The 25,233-nt window shown below is 37.3% G+C and carries 24 protein-coding genes; 6 read left to right on the top strand and 18 right to left on the bottom strand.

Going from position 1 to position 25,233, the window contains the following annotated elements; translation table 11 throughout:
• Positions 1-534: 534 nt before the first annotated feature.
• On the top strand, positions 535-1,023 hold the full coding sequence (locus AC2VNP_RS14350) for a hypothetical protein (protein ID WP_486917983.1): 489 nt from the start codon (positions 535-537) through the stop codon (positions 1,021-1,023).
• Positions 1,024-1,139: 116 nt separating this feature from the next.
• On the opposite strand, the gene AC2VNP_RS14345 is transcribed toward AC2VNP_RS14350, so the two are convergent.
• The 3 genes from AC2VNP_RS14345 to dacB form a co-directional block, all read right to left on the bottom strand.
• Entirely contained in the window at positions 1,140-2,201 is a 1,062-nt protein-coding gene (locus AC2VNP_RS14345; RefSeq protein ID WP_486917982.1) for a diguanylate cyclase domain-containing protein, read from the bottom strand.
• Positions 2,202-2,539: 338 nt separating this feature from the next.
• Positions 2,540-3,253 (bottom strand): DsbA family oxidoreductase, encoded by a 714-nt coding sequence (locus AC2VNP_RS14340; protein WP_486917981.1) that lies wholly within the window; start codon positions 3,251-3,253, stop codon positions 2,540-2,542.
• Between the two features lie 80 nt (positions 3,254-3,333).
• Entirely contained in the window at positions 3,334-4,794 is a 1,461-nt protein-coding gene (gene dacB, locus AC2VNP_RS14335; RefSeq protein WP_486917990.1) for a D-alanyl-D-alanine carboxypeptidase/D-alanyl-D-alanine endopeptidase, read from the bottom strand.
• A 307-nt stretch (positions 4,795-5,101) separates the two neighbouring features.
• On the opposite strand from dacB, the gene AC2VNP_RS14330 reads away from it, so the two are divergent.
• Positions 5,102-5,374 (top strand): DUF1292 domain-containing protein, encoded by a 273-nt coding sequence (locus tag AC2VNP_RS14330; protein ID WP_486917980.1) that lies wholly within the window; start codon positions 5,102-5,104, stop codon positions 5,372-5,374.
• Between the two features lie 213 nt (positions 5,375-5,587).
• Entirely contained in the window at positions 5,588-6,457 is an 870-nt protein-coding gene (locus AC2VNP_RS14325; RefSeq protein ID WP_486917979.1) for a VanW family protein, read from the top strand.
• Between the two features lie 57 nt (positions 6,458-6,514).
• Here AC2VNP_RS14325 and AC2VNP_RS14320 read toward each other — a convergent pair whose 3' ends face one another.
• The 3 genes from AC2VNP_RS14320 to AC2VNP_RS14310 form a co-directional block, all read right to left on the bottom strand.
• Entirely contained in the window at positions 6,515-7,345 is an 831-nt protein-coding gene (locus AC2VNP_RS14320) for a 1,4-dihydroxy-6-naphtoate synthase (protein WP_486917978.1), read from the bottom strand.
• Positions 7,342-8,034, bottom strand: coding sequence for a futalosine hydrolase (locus AC2VNP_RS14315; RefSeq protein WP_486917977.1), 693 nt, complete (start codon positions 8,032-8,034; stop codon positions 7,342-7,344). The genes AC2VNP_RS14320 and AC2VNP_RS14315 overlap by 4 nt, the downstream gene beginning before the upstream one ends.
• A 163-nt stretch (positions 8,035-8,197) precedes the next feature.
• Positions 8,198-9,145: a DMT family transporter gene (locus tag AC2VNP_RS14310; protein ID WP_486917976.1), complete on the bottom strand. Its 948-nt coding sequence runs from the start codon at positions 9,143-9,145 to the stop codon at positions 8,198-8,200.
• A gap of 173 nt (positions 9,146-9,318) precedes the next feature.
• Here AC2VNP_RS14310 and AC2VNP_RS14305 point away from each other — a divergent pair, with 173 nt between their 5' ends.
• Complete coding sequence (locus AC2VNP_RS14305; protein WP_486917975.1) at positions 9,319-9,486, top strand: hypothetical protein; 168 nt, start codon at positions 9,319-9,321, stop codon at positions 9,484-9,486.
• A gap of 93 nt (positions 9,487-9,579) precedes the next feature.
• On the opposite strand, the gene AC2VNP_RS14300 is transcribed toward AC2VNP_RS14305, so the two are convergent.
• From AC2VNP_RS14300 to AC2VNP_RS14280, 5 genes are all read right to left on the bottom strand, one after another.
• Positions 9,580-10,806, bottom strand: a complete 1,227-nt coding sequence (locus AC2VNP_RS14300; RefSeq protein WP_486917974.1) for a SulP family inorganic anion transporter — start codon at positions 10,804-10,806, stop codon at positions 9,580-9,582.
• 262 nt (positions 10,807-11,068) lie between these two features.
• Complete coding sequence (locus AC2VNP_RS14295) at positions 11,069-12,514, bottom strand: sucrose-6-phosphate hydrolase (RefSeq protein ID WP_486917973.1); 1,446 nt, start codon at positions 12,512-12,514, stop codon at positions 11,069-11,071.
• 24 nt (positions 12,515-12,538) lie between these two features.
• Positions 12,539-13,486, bottom strand: coding sequence for an aminoimidazole riboside kinase (locus tag AC2VNP_RS14290; RefSeq protein WP_486917989.1), 948 nt, complete (start codon positions 13,484-13,486; stop codon positions 12,539-12,541).
• A 65-nt stretch (positions 13,487-13,551) separates the two neighbouring features.
• Complete coding sequence (locus tag AC2VNP_RS14285; RefSeq protein WP_486917972.1) at positions 13,552-14,928, bottom strand: sucrose-specific PTS transporter subunit IIBC; 1,377 nt, start codon at positions 14,926-14,928, stop codon at positions 13,552-13,554.
• Positions 14,929-15,216: 288 nt separating this feature from the next.
• A complete protein-coding gene (locus AC2VNP_RS14280; RefSeq protein WP_486917971.1) occupies positions 15,217-16,038 on the bottom strand; it encodes a PRD domain-containing protein in 822 nt (273 codons plus the stop codon).
• 100 nt (positions 16,039-16,138) lie between these two features.
• Here AC2VNP_RS14280 and cbpA point away from each other — a divergent pair, with 100 nt between their 5' ends.
• Positions 16,139-16,786: a cyclic di-AMP binding protein CbpA gene (gene cbpA / locus AC2VNP_RS14275; protein ID WP_486917970.1), complete on the top strand. Its 648-nt coding sequence runs from the start codon at positions 16,139-16,141 to the stop codon at positions 16,784-16,786.
• Positions 16,787-16,948: 162 nt separating this feature from the next.
• On the opposite strand, the gene AC2VNP_RS14270 is transcribed toward cbpA, so the two are convergent.
• Positions 16,949-17,122 (bottom strand): hypothetical protein, encoded by a 174-nt coding sequence (locus tag AC2VNP_RS14270; protein ID WP_486917969.1) that lies wholly within the window; start codon positions 17,120-17,122, stop codon positions 16,949-16,951.
• 233 nt (positions 17,123-17,355) lie between these two features.
• Here AC2VNP_RS14270 and AC2VNP_RS14265 point away from each other — a divergent pair, with 233 nt between their 5' ends.
• The gene (locus tag AC2VNP_RS14265) at positions 17,356-17,562 is read left to right on the top strand and encodes a YjcZ family sporulation protein (RefSeq protein WP_486917988.1); all 207 of its coding nucleotides are present in this window, start codon (positions 17,356-17,358) and stop codon (positions 17,560-17,562) included.
• A 121-nt stretch (positions 17,563-17,683) separates the two neighbouring features.
• On the opposite strand, the gene AC2VNP_RS14260 is transcribed toward AC2VNP_RS14265, so the two are convergent.
• From AC2VNP_RS14260 to AC2VNP_RS14235, 6 genes are all read right to left on the bottom strand, one after another.
• Positions 17,684-18,088 (bottom strand): MaoC/PaaZ C-terminal domain-containing protein, encoded by a 405-nt coding sequence (locus tag AC2VNP_RS14260; protein ID WP_486917968.1) that lies wholly within the window; start codon positions 18,086-18,088, stop codon positions 17,684-17,686.
• A complete protein-coding gene (locus AC2VNP_RS14255; protein WP_486917967.1) occupies positions 18,085-18,534 on the bottom strand; it encodes a MaoC family dehydratase N-terminal domain-containing protein in 450 nt (149 codons plus the stop codon). The genes AC2VNP_RS14260 and AC2VNP_RS14255 overlap by 4 nt, the downstream gene beginning before the upstream one ends.
• Before the next feature lie 13 nt (positions 18,535-18,547).
• Positions 18,548-19,312, bottom strand: a complete 765-nt coding sequence (gene fabG / locus AC2VNP_RS14250) for a 3-oxoacyl-ACP reductase FabG (RefSeq protein ID WP_486917966.1) — start codon at positions 19,310-19,312, stop codon at positions 18,548-18,550.
• Between the two features lie 39 nt (positions 19,313-19,351).
• Positions 19,352-20,527, bottom strand: a complete 1,176-nt coding sequence (locus AC2VNP_RS14245) for an acyl-CoA dehydrogenase family protein (protein ID WP_486917965.1) — start codon at positions 20,525-20,527, stop codon at positions 19,352-19,354.
• Positions 20,528-20,821: 294 nt separating this feature from the next.
• Complete coding sequence (locus AC2VNP_RS14240; protein WP_486917964.1) at positions 20,822-23,914, bottom strand: AAA family ATPase; 3,093 nt, start codon at positions 23,912-23,914, stop codon at positions 20,822-20,824.
• Positions 23,911-25,068 (bottom strand): exonuclease SbcCD subunit D, encoded by a 1,158-nt coding sequence (locus tag AC2VNP_RS14235; RefSeq protein ID WP_486917963.1) that lies wholly within the window; start codon positions 25,066-25,068, stop codon positions 23,911-23,913. Before AC2VNP_RS14235 ends, AC2VNP_RS14240 begins: the two co-directional genes overlap by 4 nt.
• Between the last annotated feature and the right edge of the window lie 165 nt (positions 25,069-25,233).

Here is a 25,233-nt window from a genome sequence, read left to right as displayed (position 1 = left end):
TTTGCTTCACGCTTTCTCCTAATTCTTTCCTCTATCGCTCACCCATCCGGCTCTTTGCTTCGCGTTTTCTCCTAGTTTTTCCCTCTAGCGCTCACCAATCTCGCTCTTTGCTTCACGCTTTCTCCTAATTCTTCCCTCTAGCGCTCACCATTCCGGCTCTTTGCTTCACGCTTTCTCCTAGTTTTTCCCTCTATTGCTCACCAATCTTGCTCTTTGCTTCACGCTTTCTCCTTTAATTTTCCCCTCTAGAGCCCGCCAAACTGGTATTGATACCCGCATCTGTCACTCCTTTTATTATTTTGCCTACACTGACTTTTTACATACACTTTTTAACATTTTATTTTGGTATAAAAACCTTTTGATTCCTCATAATAACTTAGGTCTAAAGTGTCTATATGAAGTATGTGTAATGATCGTACGTACTTAATGGAGCACAGGAATGTGGGTCGTTTTCACTTTAGATGCTTTGAAACTGAGTAATCATTGAGCATTACTCAGTTTACTTTAAACACCAAATTTAAGGAGGAACTTAGAATGGATCGAGACTTGGAAATGGATGAAATTTATGCAGAACGTGCAGAGGAAGCAGCAGAAGAAAAAATAGAAAGATTAGCCGCGGCTAAAGTAGAGGCAGAGATTGGTGAAGAAATTTCCCCTTTAAAAGGTCAGTTACAAAATATGCAAAACGTATTAAATCAATTACAATCTTCTGGACAACAGATGTCTTCAATGAGTTCTTCATTTGGCCAAAACCAACAACAATCACAAGAGCTTTTACAACAATTCCAGCAATTTAGTTCACAAGCCCAACAACAGCAACAACAAACCTTCCAACAGCTTCAACAATCTATTCACCAAGCTTCGCAAATGTTATCTAGTGTAGAGCAATCTCTTCAATCATTTAATATGTTGAACCAAATTACACAACAAATCGATCAAACGCAACAGCAATTGTATCAACAAATGCAAGGTCAAAATAGCCAAAATCAAAATAACCAAAATCAAAGCAATCAACAACAATAACGACAGTCTTTTTAACTGTAACACCATTTACTGTTACTTTGAAAAGAGAAAGGGACTTATCCTTTTTGATAAGTCCCTTCTATGACTTGAAAAAGCAGGAGCCCTAAACTCCATTTCTAGCGAATATAATTTTCTTTTATTTTAGAGACAGACTCTATAAACTTTTCAAAGATGCCCACCTTTTTAGAGTGATAATCTTCTAGTTCTCGAGTAAAGAATTGATACGTTCCTTTACCTTTTTCTTTTGCATAATACATTGCCTTATCAGCATTTTGAATAAGTGTCTCTAAATCTTCACCATCATCAGGAAAAATACTAATTCCTATACTTGGTGTCACTTTTGCTTCATTCTCATTTATCGTGTACGGCGCTGAAACAACGGACAAAATTCGCTCTGCAATGCCTATGATTTCATCTTTACTGGTTTCCTCAAAGACAATCATAAATTCATCTCCACCGAGACGTCCCGTTAAATCCTCTTCTCTTACACAACTGTTAAGTCTGTTAGCCACTTCTTTTAATAAGATGTCTCCACCTTCATGTCCTAATGTGTCGTTCACCTTTTTAAAACCATCCAAATCAATAAACATAATGCTTAAGCTGTGCTGATGACGTTTTGATCTCGCCATTGCTTTTCGCAGATGTTTATGAATTAACTTTCGGTTCGGTAAGTCGGTTAATTCATCGTAATAAGCCATTTGCCTTAAATATTCTTCTAATTGTTTACGCTTCGTAATATCTGAAATCATACCATCTACTCGAATGATGTTTTCCGAACCGTCAAACAGAGGGGTGGTTAATACTTCAAGCCAGCGTTTTTCATTGTATTTATCGGTAACAATCAACTGGTTTCTCATTTTTCGATTCGCAAACAATTGATCTCTAAATGAAGTCTTGCTTTCTTCCATTGGTTTTAAAACGGTTTCTATTAACCTTGCATTTTGATGGTAATCTTCTTGATCATGAGAGAAAAGGTTCTCAATTCCTTTCGAAATAAACAGCTTATTTTCGTTTACATTGTAAGAGAAAAACGTTTCATTGAAGCTGTTCATTAATTCATGAAGGTGTTCATTTTCCTTTAATAGAGAATGATAGTTTTTTTGGAGTTCACTTCTGTCTGATACAACCTTTGCCTTTTCTTTATGCAAGTGATTGTATTGAGTACATAACCAAAACATTGGGAGAAGCAGAACAACGAAAAATATAACACCATTTGGGACCTGGAACACGTAATGGACAAGTAAAAAAAGGGCCATACAAACAAAGATGTATATAGTAAATAGCTTACTTACATTTTTCAAAAAACCACTCCAACTTTTAAGACTTTCAACATGAAGTTTACAATCAAATTTTTCTAGATTTTCTACATAATATGGTGAAAAATCGTCATTTAAGTGTAATTCATTAACTGCCCTCAATTATAGCAGAGTTTGTAAAAATAGAAATGATTTTGTCGAATCGAATTGATTTTTTTAAGTAGAAAACCCAATTCACAATGTGAATTGGGTTACAATGTTTAATATTCACAACGATCATCTGTACATGTCGCACCTTGGTCCCCTGCTGATGTAAGAGGTTTTAACGGTGATTTTTCATTCTCTTCCTCCCATACTTTTTGTAAAGCATTTAAGAATGTCTCCGTTGGTTGTGCACCGGAAATAGCATACTTATCGTTAATTACGAAGAACGGTACTCCTTGAACACCAATATTTTTTGCTTTGGCTTCATCTGCTCGTACTTCGTCTTCAAAGGCATTACTGTTTAGTACCTCTTTCACTTCACTAACATCAAGACCTGCATTAACTGCCAGCTCTTTTAAAGTTGTATGATCGCCGATATGCTTTGCCTCGATAAAATAAGCTTTTAATAAATCTTCAGCTACTTCTTTGTCCTTCCCTTTTGATTCTGCAAACTTAGCAAGACGATGTGCATCTAAAGTATTCGTTCGAATCATTTGATCAAAATCAAAATCAAGTCCAACAGTCTTTGCTTGTGCAGCAACACCATCCGTCATTTTTTTAGCTTCTTCAACCGACATACCATATTTCTTAGATAGAATTTCATACATCGATTCGTCCGTATCGTGACTAGCGTGTGGGTCTAGTTCATAACTCTTAAACTTTACCTCGACCTCGTCTCGATGAGAAAAACTCTCTAAAGCACTTTCTAAGCGCCTTTTTCCAATATAACAAAACGGACATACGTAGTCTGACCAAACTTCAATCTTCATTAAAACACACCTCATTTTTTCTTTTACAAAGAGAATATCACATCTTGTTAAGCAAGACTGATCAATATGCTCACCGATTTTTAAAAGTTAGCTAATTCCATTAAAATTTGGTCTTCTAAGTTCTTTCCTGCTTTATTATCAAGCATATTATTGGTAAGAATTGAAAAAATGAACGTTTCACCACTTATCGAGTTCACATAACCTGAAATGGTACTGACAGTTGTCAATGTTCCTGTCTTTGCACTTATCCGATCTTGTGTGTGTTGCATGCGATTTTTTAATGTCCCGCCGATCATTTTATCCGAAACCCCGGCAATAGGAAGCGATTGATAAAAAGTAGAAGACCATTTTTCGTTTTGTATGGTAAATAATATTTTCGACAGTTCATTGGCTGGAATTAAGTTCGTATGAGAGATACCAGATCCATCTCTTAATAAAATCGAATCCATATTCATGCCATAACGTCTAAGTACTTGCTCAATAACTTCAAGACCTCTCTCCCACGATCCTTCACCTTTCACAATCTTCCCTATTTCTTTAACGAGCATTTCACCGTGTCCATTATTACTCAATTTCATAAAAGGAATAAGGATATCAGCTAATGGCATTGAAGTGTGTTCACTCAATACCGTTGCGTTTTCTGGAGTAACACCGTGTGATACATTGCCTAACAAATAAATGCCCTGATCCTTTAACGATTGTCTAAAAAGATGTATAGCAAAATCAGTTGGTTCCCAAACAGCAATCGTTTCTTGAAAGTCTGTTGTATGTATCGGTAAAGTTCCTTCAATTAATAATTGGTTCGTACCATGTTTCCTTACAATACTTAGTTCTTCTTTCCCCTCCTTGGAAACCGTTTTTGTAAGGTTGGCAATTTCCAAATAGGTGTTAGATGGTTGCATATTCACTTGAGCAGGTTTGCCAACCTCTTCACTAGGTACGATATGTAACGTAACCGTTCCGACATCATAATCTTCATAAGAAGCTACTGTTAATGCTGATATCGCAGGTCCGTACCTCATCGTTTCATCACTCCATGGTAAATCAATCGAATAACGTACATCGTCATACCATGTATCATCGCCAATGAGATTACCTCGAATCACTTTTATACCTTGCTTTTTAAGCGTTTTTACCATCTCATCAATATCTGACTTTAGAAGCGTCGGATCACCTTGTCCTTTGACATACAGATCACCGTTTAGAATTCCCCATTTTTGCTTTCCATCGGTGAGTAATTCTGTTTGAAAGCAATACTCTTGTCCTAATGTTGACAATGCAGCAACAGCCGTTAATATTTTCATATTAGAAGCAGGCTTTAAACGAACATTTCCATTATAGTCATAGAGTAATTCTCCAGTGGCCGCTGACCGAACACTAATTGAAACTAAGGAGCCTTCTAAATGAGTCTGTTTTTGTAGGACTTGATCAATCTTTTTACTTATTACTTGATGATCAATAGTCGCATCAACCGATGGGCTTCCATGTAAATAGAAATAGAATAACAATACAACAAAACAAATGAATTGAATTTTAAACATCCTATATATTAATTTCAAACTCAACCACCTCTATATCACGTCACTTAGCTATGCGTTCATGGTTATGGATGATACAACTAATCATATTTGTATTTTTTCTTAAAACCTGAAATTCATGTAAGAAAACTAGCTAGTGAGCCAAGAAAACAAAGGCGTAAGTGTACTTATACTGAAGCTCTAAAATTCTCCACCAGTCAAAGGTACTTCTGCAGTACACTTTTAACCCAAAAGAATAACTTTCTTATATAAAAATAATTACGCTCGTTCAAGGGCATATTACGTCTGAATAATGATGTGAGGTGATTGTGTGGAACCGAATGAATTACGTGATCATATTACCGTAGAAGACGAACATGGAAATGAAATGGATTTTGCGGTCGAAGCATTGTTTGATATGGATGAACACTCTTATGCGCTTCTTTCTTCAGATGATGAAACCGTTTTAATGCGTGTTGAGGATCATGAAGGAGAGCAGCAGTTAGTCGGCATCTCCGACCCTGAAGAGCGGGATGCTATTCTAAGTGCCTACGAAATTGCAGTAGAAGCGAACCCAGCTGAGGACGAATATGATTTTTATTAAAATTAGCATGGTAAGTTGATGAACTCTAGCGATTTGTTCTATTCAAATCGTTGGAGTTCTTTATTTGAATTTTGTTGCTGGTACTATTCATTTTTTATATGAGCTCTACTCTTTATTACACATTCTAATTTAATCGCAACCGACACTCCCATTTTTTGTATTTCATGAAAAATTATCTTACAACTCAAACTAGTTGTAGGAGGGATATTGCTGATGAATCATACTTTTATTACTTTTATTCTAATTTTTATGCAAATAATAAACGTACATAGTGATTTAACCATTACGTTAGAAGGGGAAACACTGGCAACGGTGAACCGGTCTGATTTTACAACTCCTGTTTTCGAAGGGTTACTGGTGGATGAAGAAAAACTAGAAACCTTCATCGATAAAATCGAACAGCAGGTAACGAGAGAACCAGTCGATGCTACCATCGATCTCCACGGCAGATTAGTTCCAGAACAATACGGGTACGCGTTAGATCGGAAACGGTTTTCTGAGGCTTTTTACGCTTACTTTTTTAATAACTCTTCTGATGAAATTGAAGTTCCACGATTTATTACATACCCTCGCGTTGACAGCGAACTACTTTTATCGCTACGTAACAAACAGGTTGGACAATATGTGACGTATTTTAATCAGTTTAACATGCAACGAGCTCACAATATCTCTTTAGCTGTAGATGCGATTAATAACTACGTTGTTTTTCCTGGAGAAACCTTTTCATTTAACAAAGTAGTTGGCAATCGGACCGTTGAAAAAGGGTATATACCCGCCCCCATTATTGTTAGAGGCGAGTTGACAGATGGTATTGGCGGGGGAATTTGCCAGGTGTCCTCTACCCTTTTTAATGCCGTTGATAAAGTCGGTGTAGAAATCGTCCAACGCTATTCCCATAGTCGTCGTGTTCGATATGTCCCTCCTGGCCGTGATGCAACTGTCAGTTGGTATGGACCTGATTTTAAATTTAAAAATAATTACACTCAACCATTACTCATTCAAGCACGTATATATGGTGGATCAGTAATTATTCGAATTTTTTCATCGGAAACATTTGTTAAAGCGCAAAAGAAAACTTCATAAATGTTATATAGGAGCCTTAAATGATTTTCATTGCCTCATACAATTTTTAACGTCCGATTATAAACGCAATGCATTTAGGTCAATTTGGGGGACTAAGCCTTCGTCTGCCGCTCGGCCGAGGAGCGAAAAGACGGCTTCGTAGCCTTCTTCACCTAAATTTCTAGTAAATTCATTCACATACAAATTGATATGGGCTTGTGCAACGTCCATTGACATTTCTTGTGCATGACATAAAATATAATCTTCTGACGCTTTCGGGTTTGCCCATGCATAGTCAATTGATGAACGTATCCAATCTGTTATAGCAGTAAGATCGAGTGAACGCCTGGCAATGATTGCGCCTAACGGAATTGGTAAATTCGTATCTGCTTCCCACCAAACACCTAAATCTTGTAACATGTTTAATTGATACGTTTGATATGTAAATCTTGCCTCATGAATCACTAGTCCAGCATCTATTTTCCCGTCGCGAACGGCTGGCATAATTTCATGAAATGGCATAACTACAATCTCTACTCCTCCAGGAATGTTTTGTGCTGCCCAGAGCCGGAATAATAAATAAGCGGTTGAACGTTCACTCGGAACCGCTACACGATGACCAGATAACTCTGCCGCCTCTTTAATCTCACCTTTCGTCAGCACTAACGGTCCACACCCTCTGCCTAATGCGCCGCCACATGGCAACAAAGCATATTCTGATAATACCCAAGGCAGTGCGGCATAAGAAATTTTAAGCACATCTAGATTATTCGGTTTCGTAGCGAGATTATTAGTTATATCAATATCCGCGAAAGTGACATCAAGATTAGGGGCACCGGGGATTAAACCATGTGCCCATGCATGGAAAACAAAAGTATCATTTGGACAAGGAGAATAAGCTATTTTCATGTTAAAACCTCCTGTAAAGTGGTGCTTGCTTCTTGTAAAGTTTGTAATGCTTCTTTTATCCGCCAGGCATCTCGATCTCTTGGTCCAACTTCATTTGAAATTGTACGAATTTCAAGGATCGGAACACTAAATTGCCCGGCAGCTGTTGCAACTCCAAAGCCTTCCATTGCTTCCGCCTTAGCACTAGGTACTCGCCGCAGCATTTCTTTGGTAGTTTCAGCCGTCCCTGTCACTGTCGAAACCGTAATAATCGGACCAGTTGTAACAGTTTGACCTACGTTTGAAAATGTCTTTGAAACAACTTCAACAAGATTTTTTTCTGCTTTAATTCGGGACGAACCGAATCCGAGCTCATCGATACTCGTGAAACCATCTAATGTTTCTGTGCCAAAATCAGCTGCAACGATTTCATTAGCGATGACAATGGATCCCACTTCTGCTTGTCCAACAAATCCACCCGCAATTCCTGCGTTGATGACTAAATCATAAGTTTTAGTTGCTAATTCTCTAGCTGTTGTAGCTGCTGCAGCTGCTATACCGACTCCTGAAACGACCACATCGATAGAGTTCGGTGGTTTCAGTCCGCGTAATATCGCTTCTTTTTCAGCTTCAACTGAAGTAATGATAAGAATTTTTCTACTATGGATCTTCTCTTTATGTTGGTTTTCGTTTGTCGTATGTTGATTCAATGGAAATACTCCTTTAGGGTAAAATCTTTTTAAATTATGTATATCATAAAAATAGTACTACGTTATTTTACCATAAAATATAACTTACCTCAGTAATGCACTCTTTTTCATCCCGCCTTAATAATTTCAAAAAGAAAAACACCTCCAGAGAGATGTTCTTTTACTAGTTCGCCTTAGCACGGTCAATTTGACTATTTATTGTTTTAGCTTTCGGTTTTGTTTGAGATAGGATAACGATCGTTCCCATAATACAGATGGTCCCAATCCATTCTGAAAGGCCAAACGCAACATTTAACCATATAACAGCTAAAATGGAAGCTGATAATGGTTCAGCACAAGCTAATAAACTTGTTTCTGTTGCTCTTAAATACTTTAAACTTTCTAAATAACTATAAAAGGCAATTAGAGTACCGAAAATGATAACAAATAACACGGCTAGTATAGATACTAAAGAGATTGAACCAACCACTTGCCAAGGGGGATGAATAAAGCTCATGGCAACTCCGCCCACTACCATTCCCCACCCAACAACAACTGCTGAACCATATTCTTTCAATAGTTGGGTTGGTTGCAACGTATAAAAAGCTAACGCTAGTGCTGATGCGATTCCCCAAAATAACGCCCAGCCCGAAATGGATAACGTTTGAAAATTCCCATGAGTAACAAGTAAAAAGGTTCCTGAAAGCGCTAGAAGGATCGCTATCATTTGACTCCTAGTAGGTAAAGCTTTCGATTTGATGGCTATATATACAGTAATAAAAACAGGCCCAAGATATTGAAGCAATGTTGCTGTAGCCGCATTACTCGTTTCGATTGCAGCAAAGTATGTATATTGAACTCCCAGCATTCCAACAATTCCGAAGTAAATCATCGCATATCGGTGCTTCTGCACCTTCCAAATTCTCCATACATTCGGATTACGTTTCCAAACACAGATAAGTAATAGAAATATGCCTGCTAGTAGTAAACGTATAACTACTAACCATTCAGCACTAAAGCTCTTCTCTTGAAATAAGAATTGAGCAACCGTACCTGAAACTCCCCACAAGATGGCACCTAATAAAACAAGCCCAATTCCCACTAAACGTAACTTAGTATTTGTAGTTTGCAAGCTGCATGTTCCTTTCACACTATAATAAAACAGCTCTCTATTCTTAGTATGACTATGCATTAAACTTTATATATTTCTAATATTAAAATAATTACACATGATTGAATAATAACAGATATTGGTGAGAAAGTTAATGACATATTACAATTATTATTTCAACTTAGGAGGATCCCATGACAAACGAACGTAAACAACCTACGGAGTATGATCGATACACTGCAGCAGATCTCAGCCCTGAATTGTTAAACCGGGTTATGGAACTGGAAAAAGATTTGCAGGCAGAATCACATAAAGACGTCATCCTTATCGCCTACGAAGAAAGCGATCACAACGCAACCTAATCAGAAAAGCAAAAAAAGAAGTACAATTAAATAAAGGTGCCAGGCACCAATTATACACAAAAGTGTATAACGGTGCCTGGCACCTTTAGTTCACTAAAGCGAAATACGTGAGTTCCACAGTTGCAATAGTACTCCAAGTGTTATCCCGCATACGATCCCCCACTCCGGACCGTATAATAATGTCATAAACAATGTAGTCAATAATAAGATACAGTCTCTTTTACTAGATTTACAAGTTAACCATAATCCTTTTATGTTAATTATTTTAGTGATTGCCACTATAATAATCGCTGCTAAGGTAGGTTTCGGTAAAAAATAAAATAATGGCGTAAACATCAGTAGCGTTAAAAATATACATATCGTTGTAACCAAACTAGCAACCTTTGTTCTTGCACCAGAATCATAATTTACTGCTGATCGTGAAATGCCTCCTGCTACTGGCATACTCGAAAAAAAGGCACCAATGGTATTAGCTAATCCTAAACTAGTTAGTTCCCGATTTACCCCTAACTTATAATTTTCTTTTTCCGCAATCACTTGTGCGACCGCAATGGACTCAATGTATCCAATAAAAGCAATAATGATAGCTGTCGGAAAAACCGCCATTAATACCTCTGCACTAAACATCGGTAGTGTAAAAGTTGGAAACCCTTGGGGAAGCTGACCTATGATCGGCACCCCGAAATTATCTAAACGAAAGAAGGATACACTGACAGTTAAGATGATAACGACAAACAACGGTGTCGGTAACTTTTTACTGATGGAATTCATCGTTAAGATAAGAAAAATACTTATGAGCCCAATTAAAAACGTTGCTAAATGTATACTTTCTAAGTTTGAAAATAACGTTATAGAAGTATGAATAACAGATGTTGAGTGCCCAAGTGAAAATCCAATTAAATTTTCAATTTGACTAACTGCTATAATAACCGCACATGCCGATGTAAAACCTTTAATGACACTATAAGGAATCCATTCCAACAATGTGCCGAATTTCAAAGCAGAAAAAAATACTTGTAATACACCTACCAAAAAAGTGACTGTTATTACTAGACTAAAATAATCATCCGTTCCAGGTATGGCAATTGTTGATACACCTGAAAAAATGAGCAAAGATACGACAGCAACCGGACCTACCGACAAGTGTGGTGAGGTACCAAATAATAAGTAGATCAAAACCGGGACTGTAGCTGAATATAATCCTACAACAGGAGGAACACCAGCTAGAATAGCATAAGCAATTGCTTGTGGAATAATTAATATTGCAACGATGACTCCAGCGACCATGTCATGATGAAAACTATTTTTCCAATAAGACAACGATTGGATCCCTCCTCTCTGCCACATTTTTCTTTTATTTATTTGGGACAGACATAAACCATTCATATGAAAGGCCAATCACAATCATGACAAGTCGAAAATATGAAATATCAACAAAGACAATTAACTCTTATCCAACCGCTCTCCAAAACCCACTTCTCCCCACTTAATGATGTATCTAATAATAAGAAAACATAAATCTAAAAATTATAAAAAACACCACGGCTCCGCAAAAAGCCATGGTGTTACTAAATGTATTCTATTACTCAAAATCCCACTTTTGGATTGAACCCTTTACATGACCGTCCTCAGCTTTAAAGGTAATACTTTTATTAATAACATCATCAGGGAACATCCGAGCCGTAAACACTTCTTGTCCATCATTAATAAAAATTTCAATCGCTGAAGTGTCGACAAACACTTGCAGCTTAGTCATTTTAGTAAGATGACATTGACGTACTTCTGGTGCCCCCGTAGTTAAACTCACCCGTTCAAGTGTAAATACTTGTTCTTTTTTATTGTAACTAAGATGAACACCATCTTTTATTGATATTTTTAGCTGCTCAGCTTCAAACTCTTCCACATGCATTTGAAGTTCATAAACCGATCCTTCCAGTTGGGCAAAAGAGTGCTCTGAATCAATCTTAGCATCTGTTAATGTCAACTCATTTTTTCGTAGGTTTTGTAATTCTTTGACAGGTTGCTGATAAATGCGACCATCTCTAAATAACAACTCCCGCGGAATGGTCATCGCATGAATCCAATGCTGAGCAATAGTTGGATGCCTATCTTCTTCCTGTTCAGGTACACCCATCCAGCCAAACATTAAGCGCCGGCCTTGATCATCAACTGTTGTTTGCGGTGCGTAAAATTCAAAGCCACGATCTAGTTCAAAAAATTCACCATGTTTAAGGGCACCCGTTTGATAGTCTAGTTTCCCAATAAAATACCCGGTATTATAGACATTTTGATAAAGCATTCCTTCTGGTTTAAGTCCTTGAGGGGACACAAGTAAAATGTCATTGTCTTCTAATTGGAACAAATCAGGACATTCCCACATAAACCCGAAGTCACCTATTCCGTTTAGATTTGTCCCAGCCACATCACCGATGATTTTCCATTCTTCAAGGTCGTTTGATGAAAACAATACTGCTCGTCCTTCTAATTGCGGTGATTGAGCACCAATGACCATATACCACTTTTCTTCATACTTCCAGACTTTCGGATCGCGAAAGTGGGCAGTATATCCTTTGGGCAGACGCAGGACAACGCCTTTCTTTTGAAAATCAATTCCATTCGTCGATTCCGCTAAGCATTGATACGTTTCGCGGTTCCCCATTTCATCTTTCACATTTCCTGTATAAAGAAGCTTTAATTTTCCATTGTCTTCTACGGCACTTCCTGAATAGCATCCATTTTTTTCAAACCATTCACTCGGGGCAAGGGCGATTTTCTCTTCCTTCCAATCCACTAAATTACTCGAACTATAATGCCCCCAAAATTTGGCACCATGAGCTGTTTTAAACGGATTCCACTGATAGAATAAATGATATCTCCCCTTCCACTGAATAAAACCATTAGGGTCATTTAATAATCCTACGGGTGGCATCAAGTGAAAATGTAAACGGTACTTATCCTGATTGACTATATCTTTATATTCTACAACTGTTTGTTGAGCTTGATGAATTAGATCACTGTTACGATCCACAAGTGATCACTCCTTTTCTTCTAACTACTTTTCTAACATTTCTTCAACTTTTTCTAATGTCGGTAATGCTGTCATCGCCCCTTTTGTAGAAGCTGCTAATCCACCTGACACGCTTGCAAACCTGGCCATCTCTACAACTTCCTCAAGAGTTAATGAATGTATTTCTTTTTCCGATCGATTAAGCTGGTATAAAATTCCTGAAACGAAAGCGTCGCCAGCACCTGTTGTATCAATCGCATCGACTTTCATTGCAGGTACAGACTGTCTCTTACCATTTAAGTACACAATACATCCGTCCGCTCCTAGTGTGATAAAGATGAGCGGGATCTCATAACAAGCTAATGCTTCTAGCCCTTCGGCAAGATCTTTTTTACCTGTTATGAAATTCAGTTCTTCTTCAGAGATTTTCAAAACATCTGCTTGTTCAAGCATAGAGGTAATCGCTGTTCTAGCAGCTGTTTCACTCGGCCATAAGTTCAAGCGTAAATTAGGGTCGTATGAAATGAGCATCCCTTTTTCTTTTGCAAGCGCTACTGCTTTTTTCGTAGCTGATCTCGCGGGATCATTGATTAAACTAATTGAACCAAAATGAAGGATTTTATTTTCTTCAAAAAGCTCTGGTGTGATTTCTTCTGTTGTTAACATTTGATCAGCACTTGGATTAATGTAAAAATCAAAACTCCGCTCTCCATCTGCTGCTAGTGTAACGAACACCACACCGGTTCGAGTTTGTTGGTCTAAATACATGTAGTTGGTTTGTACACCATATTTATCTAATGTATTTTTTAAAAAATGCCCTAAGACATCGTCGCCTACTTTTCCGAGAAACGTCGATTTCGCACCTAAACGTGCAATTCCTACGGCTACATTTGCAGGCGCACCACCAGCACTTTTCTGGTACGAAATATTATCTTTATCTAATGGGATAAAATCAATTAAAGCCTCACCTAACGAAATGACTCCTTGCTTCATCATCTTGTAAACCCTCCGTAAAAAGTTGAGAAAAGAACAGGCATCAATCGCCTGTTCTCAACTATTTATTTTTCCTCTTCTTTAAATCCTAAGATCCACGTAGCCACAAACGCAGCAACTAGAGCAATCGCAAATCCAATTAAATAGTTCATTAAGTTAATTGTACCTAGTGGTAAAACAATCGCAATCATCGGGATACCTGTCAGGCCGTAAGCTGTTGCTGCTACATTCATGAATACAACATAAGCTCCACCTAATGCTCCACCAATCATCGCACCAATAAATGGTCTACGATATCTTAAGTTTACCCCAAAGATTACAGGTTCTGTAATACCTAAGAAAGCGGAAAAAGCAGAAGGTAATGCAATCTCTTTCGTTTTTGCACGTTTCGTTTTAAAGAATACTGCAAGTCCTGCTCCCCCTTGAGCAACGTTGGCCATTGACCAAATTGGTAGTAGGTAGTTAATTCCAATACTTGCAATTAAACCTGCTTCAATTGCATGGAAACTGTGGTGTACACCTGTAAGAACGATAAGAGAGTAAGTACCACCAAACAAGAGTCCAGCCACAAACCCAACATGATTATAAACAAAGTTCAAAATCGTTGTAATTCCATCCCCTACAAATGTACCAAGTGGTCCGATAATCATTAGAGAAACGAAACCAGTAGCTATAATGGTTATAAATGGAACAACTAATAAATCTACTGAATTGGGAACAACTTTTCTTAATCCTTTTTCAATTTTACTCATAAAATAGACTGCAAGTAATACAGGAATAACTGTTCCTTGGTAACCGATTAAAGCAATTTCAAAACCTAAAAAAGGAAGCATATCTGGCTCAGCATTTCCTAAGCCCCATGGATTTAACAGGGCTGGGTGCGTCATAATTCCACCGATAACCGCTCCTAAATACGGATTTCCTCCAAATTCTTTAGCTGCACTAACACCAATTAAAATAGGAAGAATGATAAAGGCTGCACTTGAAAACATATCAAGTAAAACAATAAAAGCACTATCAGGAGCTACCCATTCAAACGTTCGAAGCATTCCAAGCAGTCCCATTAATAGACCAGCTGCAACAATGGCCGGGATGATAGGAACAAAGATGTTTGATAACGTACGAGCGAACCTCGCAAACGGGTTCATCTTCTTTTTCACTGCTTCTGAGTGATCAATTGCTTCTTTCTCCTTTAAACCGACTTCTTCAGAAAACGGTGCATACACTTTGTTGACGATACCAGTGCCAAATATGATTTGGAACTGCCCTGAGCTCAAGAAAGCTCCTTTAACTCCATCTAACTCCTCAATTTCATCTTTCTGTGCTTTCGAGTCGTCCTGTAGAACGATTCTTAATCGAGTCGCACAATGTGTGGCACTAATTATGTTGTCTTTTCCTCCTAAGAGAGGGATGAGCTGTGAAGCTACCTCTTTGTGGTTCATTCTAATCACTCCAATATTTTTTATTATGGATCGTTTGACAGTCATTTAGACAAAAGAAAAAGACCTAAAATGCATAGAATACCCCCATAGAAAAAGGGAATCCTTTTTACGCATTTTAGGTCTTGCCTGCTTAACCAGTAACAATCCTACAATATATAATTAATACGCTTTCATTGTAATTTGAAAACTATCTTTCGTCAACTACTAAAATAAACTTTTTTCGACTTTTTTCGTCAAATTCCTAATAAATTTACTATTGTTACATTTAAATAAGAAACATACTATACCTTATGAAATGAGCCTTTGAATATGAAGTGAAATATAGCCCATTTCAGAACTTGGTAGTTGAATATCGTACTCTTTTTCAATATAATCCGCTGCTTTTACTGCAATTGTAAAAGCTCTTTCATATTTAGTTTGAATGATTTCTAACATATCTGGATCCATCACTTGAAACGGCTCATTACTTTCTATTCGGGTTAGAGCAAAACGCAGGTGTGTTAATAATCGTTGGTAGGAGATACTCTCTTCATCGAGATCCATCCCGAGCTCTTGATGAATGATTTCGATCATTTCACTTATGATCGTTGTTTGTTGAAGTGTACTTGCTATATCACTGCTGCCAAGTTTAGCCGTATGAATATGAAGAGCAATATGTCCTGCTTCATCGATCGGTAGTTGAACGTTCATTTTTTCTGCAACACATTGAATCGCCCATTTTCCAATTTCAAATTCTTTTTTATATAAGGCCTTAATTTCATTTAATAGCTTATTATTGATTTGAAACCCTTGTTGATGACGTTCAATCGCAAAGGAAAGATGATCGGTCAAAGAAATATGGATATGATTACTTAGTGGTACTTGCAAATAACCTTCAGCGTAAGTAATGATGTCCTCAGCTATTTGTATATGTGCTTCAGGTAATGTTTTCAATAGCTCTTGGAATTTTTCATTTCCCTCATTCATCACAAAAATCTTCTCAATCTTTTGGCGATTAATAACGTCATTTTTCTTTTTCTGAAATGCAATTCCTGATCCCATGACAATTTTTTCTTCACCATTTTCTTTTACTACAACGGCATTATTATTTAATATTTTATATATTTTCACGGACTACACCTTTTCGACATATTCTTCATGCTAGTTAGTGTACCATATGAAGTATAATATTACTAAATAATATAGTAATACAGTCAAAGGAGGAATTTATATGAGAGTGAGTAACATTTATAAAGACATATCAAATATTGTCTTTAGTAAGGAGACCGATACGTTACAAGAAGCACTAACTAAACTCGAAGAATCCGGGTATCGTTGCATCCCTATTCTAGATAAAAACAGTGAGAAATTTTTAGGGAATATTTATAAATCGAAAATCTATGAATATATCGTAAAAGAACAAGGCGATTTGTCTTTACCGGTAACTACATTAGCTAGAGACAAAGCAGCCACAATTCATAAAAATTCTTCCTTCTTTGAAGCTTTCCTCTCCATTAAAAGATTACCATACTTAACCATTTTAAATGAAAAAGAACACTTTGTAGGCATTTTAACTCATAGTCATATTATGGATATTTTAGAAGATAGTTGGGGCGTCGATCAAGGCAGCTATACTTTATCAATTATTGCGATGGAATATAAAGGGGCACTAAATAAAGTGACTCAAGTCATTAATAAATATACTCACATTCAAAGTTTGATTACTTTAGATAATCGGAAAACGTATTCGCGAAGAATTGTTGTAACATTACCTAAAGAAGTAGACGAGGCATTGTGCCAGAAAATTATCTCCAGTTTAAACAAAAATGGCTTCCGAGTTTTTGACACGGAAGAGCCGTTTGAACATTTTGATCAATAAAACATTTTATTGGGGCTGACGCAGTTTGGGTCGGCCTCACTTCATATATAGACGAAAGATAAAAAGGAATTTCAGTTTATGTATTGCGTAATGCAAAACCATAAGACATATTCCCTTACTTTTCTAGTCATTGTCTTTCTGCCCAATTCGATATTTGATGCGTCAATTCTTTTTTTCTAATAAAAGCTTTTCTGTTTCTACAGAGTGTGCATGTAAGGCAGTACTCACTTCTATAGTCGATTGTGCATTCGTTGCACTCGTGCCTACGATAAACAGGCCTAATAATACACATCCTAAAAAAACAGCGATAAAAAAGTTTCTCGCATATTCAACCATTTTTCCTCACCTCCATTTATTAGACGCCGAACCTCAAATAAAGTTTCTAGTTAACGAGCCTAATCTTAAAGTCTTTAATTCTCACTAATGCTCCTGAAATTTCTAAATTACAGGGATGTACATAAAGATTGTATTGTCCATATTCCTAAAAAATTCCTCTCCAATTCATATAATTATTAACTCTTCGTGACATTTATACATACAATGTACTACCTGATAAGAAAGGTGGTGTTATTATGTTTGGACACGGATGCGGTGCTTACCCTGTAAGTCCAGTGCTTCCAGGTTGTGCTCACACAGGTCCAGGGTTTGGTTATGGCCCACAAGTGGCTGGTGTAGGATATGGACCTAGATACGGCGCAGGCTTTTCACTAATTGTGGTACTGTTCATCTTGTTAATCATAATTGGTGCGTCTTGGGGTCATAAAAAAGTCTGCTAATAACTGTATAATTGTATGCGGCTAACTCATAAAATGTATACGCCCTATTTAAGATATCCTTCTTTATCTTAAATAGGGGCGTATGACACTTAAAATTGAGTTAGCCGATTACATTATTTATCTAGTCATGTAAACTATAAACAACGCTGCCTTTGATCACGTCACGGTTTTCTTGATTGACAGCCTTTACATCAAAAGTTAATTTAGCATCATTTACTTCGACTAAACTAGCATTTAGCGTAATGACATCATTTAAGAAAACCATTCCTTTAAAACGAATTTTATAATCCTGTATAAAACCTTCTTCATAATGAGCTGTAAACAGCTTCGCTAAGTTACCCATCGTCCACATGCCGTGAGCAATAATACCAGGTAATCCAGCTTTTGTTGCCTCTTCATCAATTGTATGAATTGGATTGAAATCCCCAGATGCTCCCGCATATTTAATCAAATCAAGTCTAGATACAGGGGAAAGTTGTACCGGCTCTAATGTTTCGCCTACTTGTAATTCTTTTAAAATGCTCATACACTTAACCCCTTTCTAACGGTTTCAGTAATGATAACCACCATTTTTTCTGTAAAAATAGGGTTTCCTTCTAAATCTTCTCCATAGCGGTTAAATGTTAAAAAGCCCATCGAACCACTTTGCCCTGACTTTTCTACATAATTTACTACTTCAACAAAGCAATTAATCTCTTCCCCTACTAAAAGAGGTCTCTCATAATGATAGACTTGTTCCCCGTGGATCAGACCAACGTTCGGTAAGTTGAAGCCTTCGATTTCGCCATAGTCGAATACTCTCGGAAAGGTAGGCGGCGCGATATTGGATTTGTACCTTGACTGTTGACCTGTTTCTTCATCGATATAAATAGGATGAAGGTCACCAATAGCTTCCGCAAACTTCTTCACTGCACCTCTTTCAACGACATTTTTTACTTTATTTGAACGTTTACCGATAAAATCTTTAAACATACTTCTCACCTCACTAATCTTTTGGTCCACCAGCTACATAAATCACTTGGCCATTAACAAACGATGAGTTTTCATCTGCAAAAAACGCAACAGCATTCGCAATGTCACTAGGCTTACCACTTCTTCCAACAGGAATTTCCTGGACAGCAAATTCAATGAAATCGTCAAAAGGAACACCGATTCTTGCTGCTGTTTCTTTCGTCATTTCTGTTTCAATAAACCCTGGTGCCACAGCATTTGAAGTAATTCCATATTTCCCTAATTCAATTGCTAGCGTTTTTGTAAACCCTTGTAAACCTGCTTTTGCTGCAGCATAGTTTGCTTGCCCGCGATTTCCAAGTGCTGAAGTAGACGATATGTTAATAATACGTCCGTATTTGTTATTAACCATATGGGATTGAACAGCCTTCGCTGCATTAAATGAACCTTTTAAATGGACATCCATTACCGTCTGCCAATCCGCTTCGGTCATTTTAAATAATAAATTATCACGGATGACACCGGCATTATTTACTAAAATATCAACAGAACCAAATGCCTGAACAACCTCTTCAACCGACTCTTGTACTTGCTCGGCTTCAACGACATTTACTACTTTTGTATAAATGTCGTAGCCTTTTTCTTTAAATTCATTCGATGTTTCTGCTAATGCCTCTGCATTAACATCGACAATCGCTACTTTCGCTCCTTCTTGAGCTAATTGTAAGGCTACTCCCTTTCCAATTCCACGACTACCACCTGTAATAAAAGCTACTCTTCCATCAAAACGATTACTCATATTCAATATCCTCCCATTAACTATAAACTAAAAATTTTATTAAATAGACTGTCCCAACTTTACATGACCTTTTAGTAAATTACGAGAAATGATTAAGCGCTGAATTTCATCTGTGCCATCGTAAATTCTCCAAAGTCTTGCTTCTCGATACCAGCGCTCAATTGGCAATTCTCTTGTATAGCCCATACCGCCGTGAATTTGTAATACACGATCGACGACTCTATTGCCAATATTAGAACCATATAATTTGGCAATTGAGGCTACGTGACGATTATCCTCACCTTGATCAAGCGTAAAAGCTGCATTTAAGGTTAACCAACGAGCTGCTTCAATTTCAACGGCAGAATCTGCAATTTGCCACTGAATGGCTTGTCTTTCTGCAATCGGTTTACCAAACGTTTCACGCTCTTTTGAATAATCAATTGCCATTTGTAATAATCGTTCGGATGCACCTACTGCTGCAGCTCCAACGATCCAGCGGGCAAAACCAATCCATTCTAAGCCAAGCTGGTACCCCTTATGAAGCTCACCTAAAATGTTTTCTTCAGGTACACGGACATTATCAAACACTAATCCAGCTGGCCCCCACTCTCCCATCGTATCTATATTTTCAGATCTCCAGCCCATATCACGATCTACAATAAAGCAAGTAATACCTTCTGTGCCTGTCGCCTTATGTTTTTCTTTATCCGTAATTGCGATAACCATGACAAAGTCAGCTTCGTTTCCACCTGTAATAAATGTTTTTTCCCCATTGAGTACCCATTCATTTCCATCTTTCACAGCTGTCATTTTAATGTTTCGCGTATCTGAGCCAGCGCTTGGTTCAGTCATTGCAAAACACGATTTCTTCTCACCATTAATCGTTGGTATTAAGTACTTTTTCTTTTGTTCTTCATTTGCATAATAAAGTATGTTGTCTGCACTTCCACCAAAGCTGAATGGCACGAACGTCTTTGAAACTTCCATCATGACGATGGCTAACATCATATTCCCGAGATCAGCCCCCCCATATTCTGCTGGCGTATTAATCCCCCAGAAACCAAATTCTTTCGCTTTCAATTGAAGCGCTTTCATTTGTTCCTCAGAAAGGCTTGGTCTTCCTTCTCTTTCATTACGTAATACTTCATTTTCTAACGGCATTAGTTCATTTTCCACAAACTTGCGAATTGTCTTTTGTACCATTCGTTGTTCTTCGGTTAAACGTAAATGCATACTAATTCCCCCAGACATAATAAAAGTTAAGAGTTTCCCCTTTCTATTTATATTATACCTACCGGTTAGTATGTTGTCTTTAATTAATTTTCTGAAAATTAATTTTTTTGTTAGTTTTTTTATATAATTTTAAAAAATTGACGTCTTTTTCTCGTTTTTTTGAAATAGTAGAAGAATAGAGGTGACTCTTTGAAAGTTACATATACCTTAATCACTACTTTTACCATCCGTTTATATAGTGGAATAATAAGGTTATAAAATCCTTTTTGAGTCACCTGTCTCATCAATTTCCTTTTACTTAATGACAAATGCCGTTTGACTATGACCTTCTTTTGTTTTTTTCACATCTAAAATAGCTGGTATCGCTTGTTTAAGTTCTTGGACGTGTGAAATGACACCGATTAGCCTTCCCGATTGTTGCAGCTCAATAAGCGTATCGATCGCTTTACTGAGTGATTCTTCATCTAATGAGCCAAATCCTTCATCAATGAACATCGTCTCTATAGAAATTCCACCTTGGTGTGATTGAATAATATCAGCCATACCGAGTGCTAAACTCAAGGATGCATTGAACTTTTCGCCACCTGACAACGTTTTTACATCGCGCTTTTGTCCCGTATAATTATCATACACATCTAGACTCAGCCCGCTTTGCTTTCCTCTTTTTTCAAGTCGATCACTTCGAACAAGCTGGAATTGACCGTTGGAAAGTCGAGTTAATCGTTGATTCGCGACTTGAACAATTTGCTCTAAAAACTCGATTAATAAATATCGCTCAAATGAGATCCTTTTCGCATTATCCCCCCGAACGACATCATAAAGGTCCTTATGAATGTAATAAATCTGTTCAGCTTCCTTCACTTTTTCGCTTGCACTTTCAATATCTATGATAGCTTGTTTAATCAAATTCACATTAGTGTCCATTTGAATATAGGTTAATCTTATTTGCTCAATTAGTTGTTCTAGATGATGAAGATCCGTTTCCAAGGTAACAAGATCAAAACGTTCTTTATCTTTTAAATCACTTTCAAGCTCGGCGACTTGCTTTTTCGTTGTAGTTAAGTCCGTCTTAAATGTTTCAATTTCTTCTTTCAGACCATCTCGTTTTAATTTTGTTCGCTTTGCCCCGTGGTACTCTTCTTCTGTTGCGAAGCCAGCTGCTAACAGTTGTTCCTGAAATTTATTATACGCTTTTTCTTTTTTCTCACTTGTAGATAAGACTTGTTTTTCAACATTAGAAATCGTCGTTTTCGTAGTAAAAAAACGTTCATTCGCTTCGTTTAATGCATCTTGAACAGCTTTCCACTGTCGCTCAAGCTTTTGCTTTTTTTCTTCTTGTTGGGTAATTTCATTTTGGATCTTCTCTAGTGACTGAAAATCGGCTGGAATGTCTTTTAATAATTGTTCATGTAACGTCGTTTCTTTTTCAAAAGTTATGATTGTTTGATTATAATGCTTTTCAACTTGGAGCTTTTCCGTTTCTGTTTGTTCCATGTATTTTTCTAGTTGTTCCAGTGCTTTTTTGTGCTGATCCAATTCTCTTTGCTCTGATTTAAGTTGAGAGATCTCTTTTTGCAACACCATTTCTGTTTCAGTGAGTTGCTGTAATGTGTTGTGTGGCTCTTCAGGCGATATACCGAAGTCTTGAAGTTCTTGTTGTTTAGTTTCCTGCTGCATAAGAATTGTACTAAGTTCAGCTTGTAATTTTCTAAACTGAGCTTCAATACTGTCTTTTTCACTCCGTTTTTGTTCAAGAAGCTCTTTCGTTGGGATATTGTCTTTTTGAATAGCTTTCTCAGGGTGTTCAACACTGCCGCAAACAGGGCACGATTCCCCTTCATGTAGATGCTCAGCTAACAAACTAGCTTGTCCAGCAATCCATCGGGCCTCTAATTCATCATAGGCATTTTTAACTTCCCCAAAAGCTGTTTCCTCTGTTTGTATCTGTGTAGAACATCGTGTTTGTCTATCTGTTAAGCTTATATACTCATGAACTGCTTTCACTTTTGTTTTCATGTCTTGCAGTTGCTCGACTTTTAGCGCATACCCTTGACTATTTGTTTCTAGACGTTTAATCTCAGCTGTCCTCTCAGCCTTTATCTCTTTATATTGCTTCAACTGTAACGTAAAAGTTTCAGTTTGTTTTTCTAAATGCTCCGCTTCTTTTTTCAATTGTTGTAATGACGTTCGATGTTCATCGAGTTTTGCTACTTTCGGTACATATTCCTTTAATTTGTTAACGAGAACTACTATATCTTCCCGTTCTTCATGCTTCGCTTCTTCCACTTTGTACATTTTTTCAGCTGTGACCTTAGCTGCTTCTGCTTGTACAAGTTCTCTGTTTGCTTTTTCATGTTGCTCTTTAATTTGCTGAAGTTCATGCTCGACTTCTTTATAATGTGCTTCATGGACCTCTAATTGACTAGCGGTTTCCGCTAACGTTAGCTCTCGTTCTTTTTCATTCATTTCAGGAATTTTATGTTCTAAAACTTCATTTAGTTTCCGCTTCGTTTCTAAATTTTCAAATCGTTCATTAATGGCTTTTGCTTCATGAAATTGTTTCGTTTTTTCTTGAAGTCGCTGATTATGTTCGTCCAACCGAAGTTTTTGTTGTGTTGTTTCTTGTTGGTAATACGCCATTTCATCTGTTAACGCTTCGAGGACTTGGTACGTATTATAATTTTCTTGAGCAAACACTTCTGTAAACAATGAACCCTCACGCGTAGGGAGATTTTTGGAAATGTTTTTAATATGAAGGTCGCGTTCTTGCCTTTGTTCTTCATATACTTTTTGTGACGAAACACGTTTTTCGTTTAAACGCTCTGTTACATGTTTAAACAATCCTGTTTTAAATATTCTTCGTAGGATTTCTTCTTTGTCTTCAGTTTCTGACGTTAATAACTTTCGAAATTCCCCTTGTGGGAGCATGACGATTTGGCTGAACTGCTCCTTCGTTAATCCGATAATTTCTTGAAGCTTTTCGTTAACATGAGTTACTGTCAAACGATCGACTAATAACATTTCTTGGCCGTCTGTTATCTCATACAATTCATATTTGTCACCGGTTGCTGTTTTATTTGTTCCTTTAATATGTGCGAGCTGTCTAAACACACGGTACATCCGGCCGCGAAGTTCGAATTCAAAATCAACCGATGTATGGTCCTCATCCGCTGCAAAATGACTTCTAAGCATTCTTGAATCATTACGATCTTCACCGCTTGCCTCACCATATAGAGCAAAGCAAATCGCATCAAAAATACTCGTTTTTCCTGCTCCTGTATTTCCAGAAATGACAAATAGACGGTGTTCTTTTAAGTCTCTAAAATTAATGACTTCCTTATGTTTATAAGGTCCAAACGCAGTTAATGTTAATTTTATCGGTCTCATTTGCGCTCACCATCCAATCTGATCGTTTCTTGTAACACTTCGCTGAATAATTGTTCAGTCTCTTCTGTTATGTCTGAGCCTTTTACTTCTTTGTAAAACGCCTTAAAAAGAGAAAGTTCATCCATTTTCGAACGTACCATCGTTTCCTCGTTATCGTGATCCGTAGCTAAAAAGGAAATTACTCTTTCTACGTGCATCGCATTAGGATAAACCGAACGGATTCGCTCCATCGGTGATAGGACTGGGCTCTCGTCTAATAATCTAACAAATACGTAATCTTCATTGCGTTCGTGCTGCTCAATTTCATCAATCTTACCTTCTACAGTCCGGATCGTTCGGCGTGGCTCTAACAATCTTTTTTCAACTGACACTTCACCACTTTGATCTAACTCGACGATATAGTAGCCCTTTTTATGATGTTCTTCCGAGATTGAGTATTTTAATGGTGAACCTGCATAACGAATTTTTTCAATCCCAACGTGATGGGCTTGGTGTAAATGCCCTAAAGCTGTGTAATGAAATGGAGCAAACATATTAGCATTGACGTGCTCAGCTCCCCCAATCGCTAGCGGGCGTTCCGAATCACTTGTATTTGGCTTTTCTTCGCCGTATGGAGTTACAAAGGCATGTCCAACGAAAATATGTCTAGCGTTTTTATCCATCGTTTCAACAATTTTATTAATAATCGCTTGCATTGCTTCATTATGAGATCGAACGTCTTCTAGTTGCATTTCATAGCGAACTTTACTAGGTTCAGCATAAGGAACTAAATGAAAGTGAACTTCTCCATGCTCATCATGCAGTATTACGGGGTCAAACGTATCTGTGTATTGACCTACAATATGAAAACCGTTCGTCTTCATAATTTTCCTTCCAAAATCAAGGCGCTCAGGGCCATCATGGTTTCCACCGATCGCAAGTACTGGAATTTTCAATTTTAACACGATCGTTTCTAATACTTCATCTAGTAGATCGACAGCTTCAGTCGGTGGAATGGAGCGATCATATAAATCTCCAGCAATGACGACAGCATCTGGCTTTTCCTTTTCTACTTCTTTAATCAATTGGTCTAGTACATGTTTTTGATCTTCTGTCATATAGACACCTTGTACTAATTTTCCGAGATGCCAATCTGCGGTATGGAAAAATTTCAATCTGAGCACCATCCTTTTACAGTTAAAATTTAAAAATGTGCACTTGTCTTTTTGGTTCTTCTCAAAACTTACAAAAGAGCCTTGTTTAACTACTTCTATTATGACAAAAAAGGTATACCAAAAATGGTACACCTATTATTTAAGCGATAACGATATAAAACCTAT

It is taken from the genome of Alkalihalobacterium sp. TH-98 (assembly GCF_057473385.1).
Note: the sequence above shows the minus strand (reverse complement) of the source record. Positions and strands in the feature narration are given on the sequence as shown.

What these genes read in the sequence shown, in the direction of transcription:
- cbpA (WP_486917970.1), top strand. Translation starts at nt 16,139, where the DNA reads ATGAGAGTGAGTAACATTTATAAAGACATATCAAATATTGTCTTTAGT.
- AC2VNP_RS14350 (WP_486917983.1), top strand. Translation starts at nt 535, where the DNA reads ATGGATCGAGACTTGGAAATGGATGAAATTTATGCAGAACGTGCAGAG.
- AC2VNP_RS14320 (WP_486917978.1), bottom strand. Translation starts at nt 7,345, where the DNA reads ATGAAAATAGCTTATTCTCCTTGTCCAAATGATACTTTTGTTTTCCAT.
- AC2VNP_RS14255 (WP_486917967.1), bottom strand. Translation starts at nt 18,534, where the DNA reads ATGTTTAAAGATTTTATCGGTAAACGTTCAAATAAAGTAAAAAATGTC.
- dacB (WP_486917990.1), bottom strand. Translation starts at nt 4,794, where the DNA reads ATGTTTAAAATTCAATTCATTTGTTTTGTTGTATTGTTATTCTATTTC.
- AC2VNP_RS14290 (WP_486917989.1), bottom strand. Translation starts at nt 13,486, where the DNA reads ATGAAGCAAGGAGTCATTTCGTTAGGTGAGGCTTTAATTGATTTTATC.
- AC2VNP_RS14270 (WP_486917969.1), bottom strand. Translation starts at nt 17,122, where the DNA reads ATGGTTGAATATGCGAGAAACTTTTTTATCGCTGTTTTTTTAGGATGT.
- AC2VNP_RS14260 (WP_486917968.1), bottom strand. Translation starts at nt 18,088, where the DNA reads ATGAGCATTTTAAAAGAATTACAAGTAGGCGAAACATTAGAGCCGGTA.
- AC2VNP_RS14245 (WP_486917965.1), bottom strand. Translation starts at nt 20,527, where the DNA reads ATGCATTTACGTTTAACCGAAGAACAACGAATGGTACAAAAGACAATT.
- AC2VNP_RS14305 (WP_486917975.1), top strand. Translation starts at nt 9,319, where the DNA reads ATGACAAACGAACGTAAACAACCTACGGAGTATGATCGATACACTGCA.
- AC2VNP_RS14345 (WP_486917982.1), bottom strand. Translation starts at nt 2,201, where the DNA reads ATGTTTTGGTTATGTACTCAATACAATCACTTGCATAAAGAAAAGGCA.
- AC2VNP_RS14340 (WP_486917981.1), bottom strand. Translation starts at nt 3,253, where the DNA reads ATGAAGATTGAAGTTTGGTCAGACTACGTATGTCCGTTTTGTTATATT.
- fabG (WP_486917966.1), bottom strand. Translation starts at nt 19,312, where the DNA reads ATGAGTAATCGTTTTGATGGAAGAGTAGCTTTTATTACAGGTGGTAGT.
- AC2VNP_RS14325 (WP_486917979.1), top strand. Translation starts at nt 5,588, where the DNA reads ATGAATCATACTTTTATTACTTTTATTCTAATTTTTATGCAAATAATA.
- AC2VNP_RS14240 (WP_486917964.1), bottom strand. Translation starts at nt 23,914, where the DNA reads ATGAGACCGATAAAATTAACATTAACTGCGTTTGGACCTTATAAACAT.
- AC2VNP_RS14285 (WP_486917972.1), bottom strand. Translation starts at nt 14,928, where the DNA reads ATGAACCACAAAGAGGTAGCTTCACAGCTCATCCCTCTCTTAGGAGGA.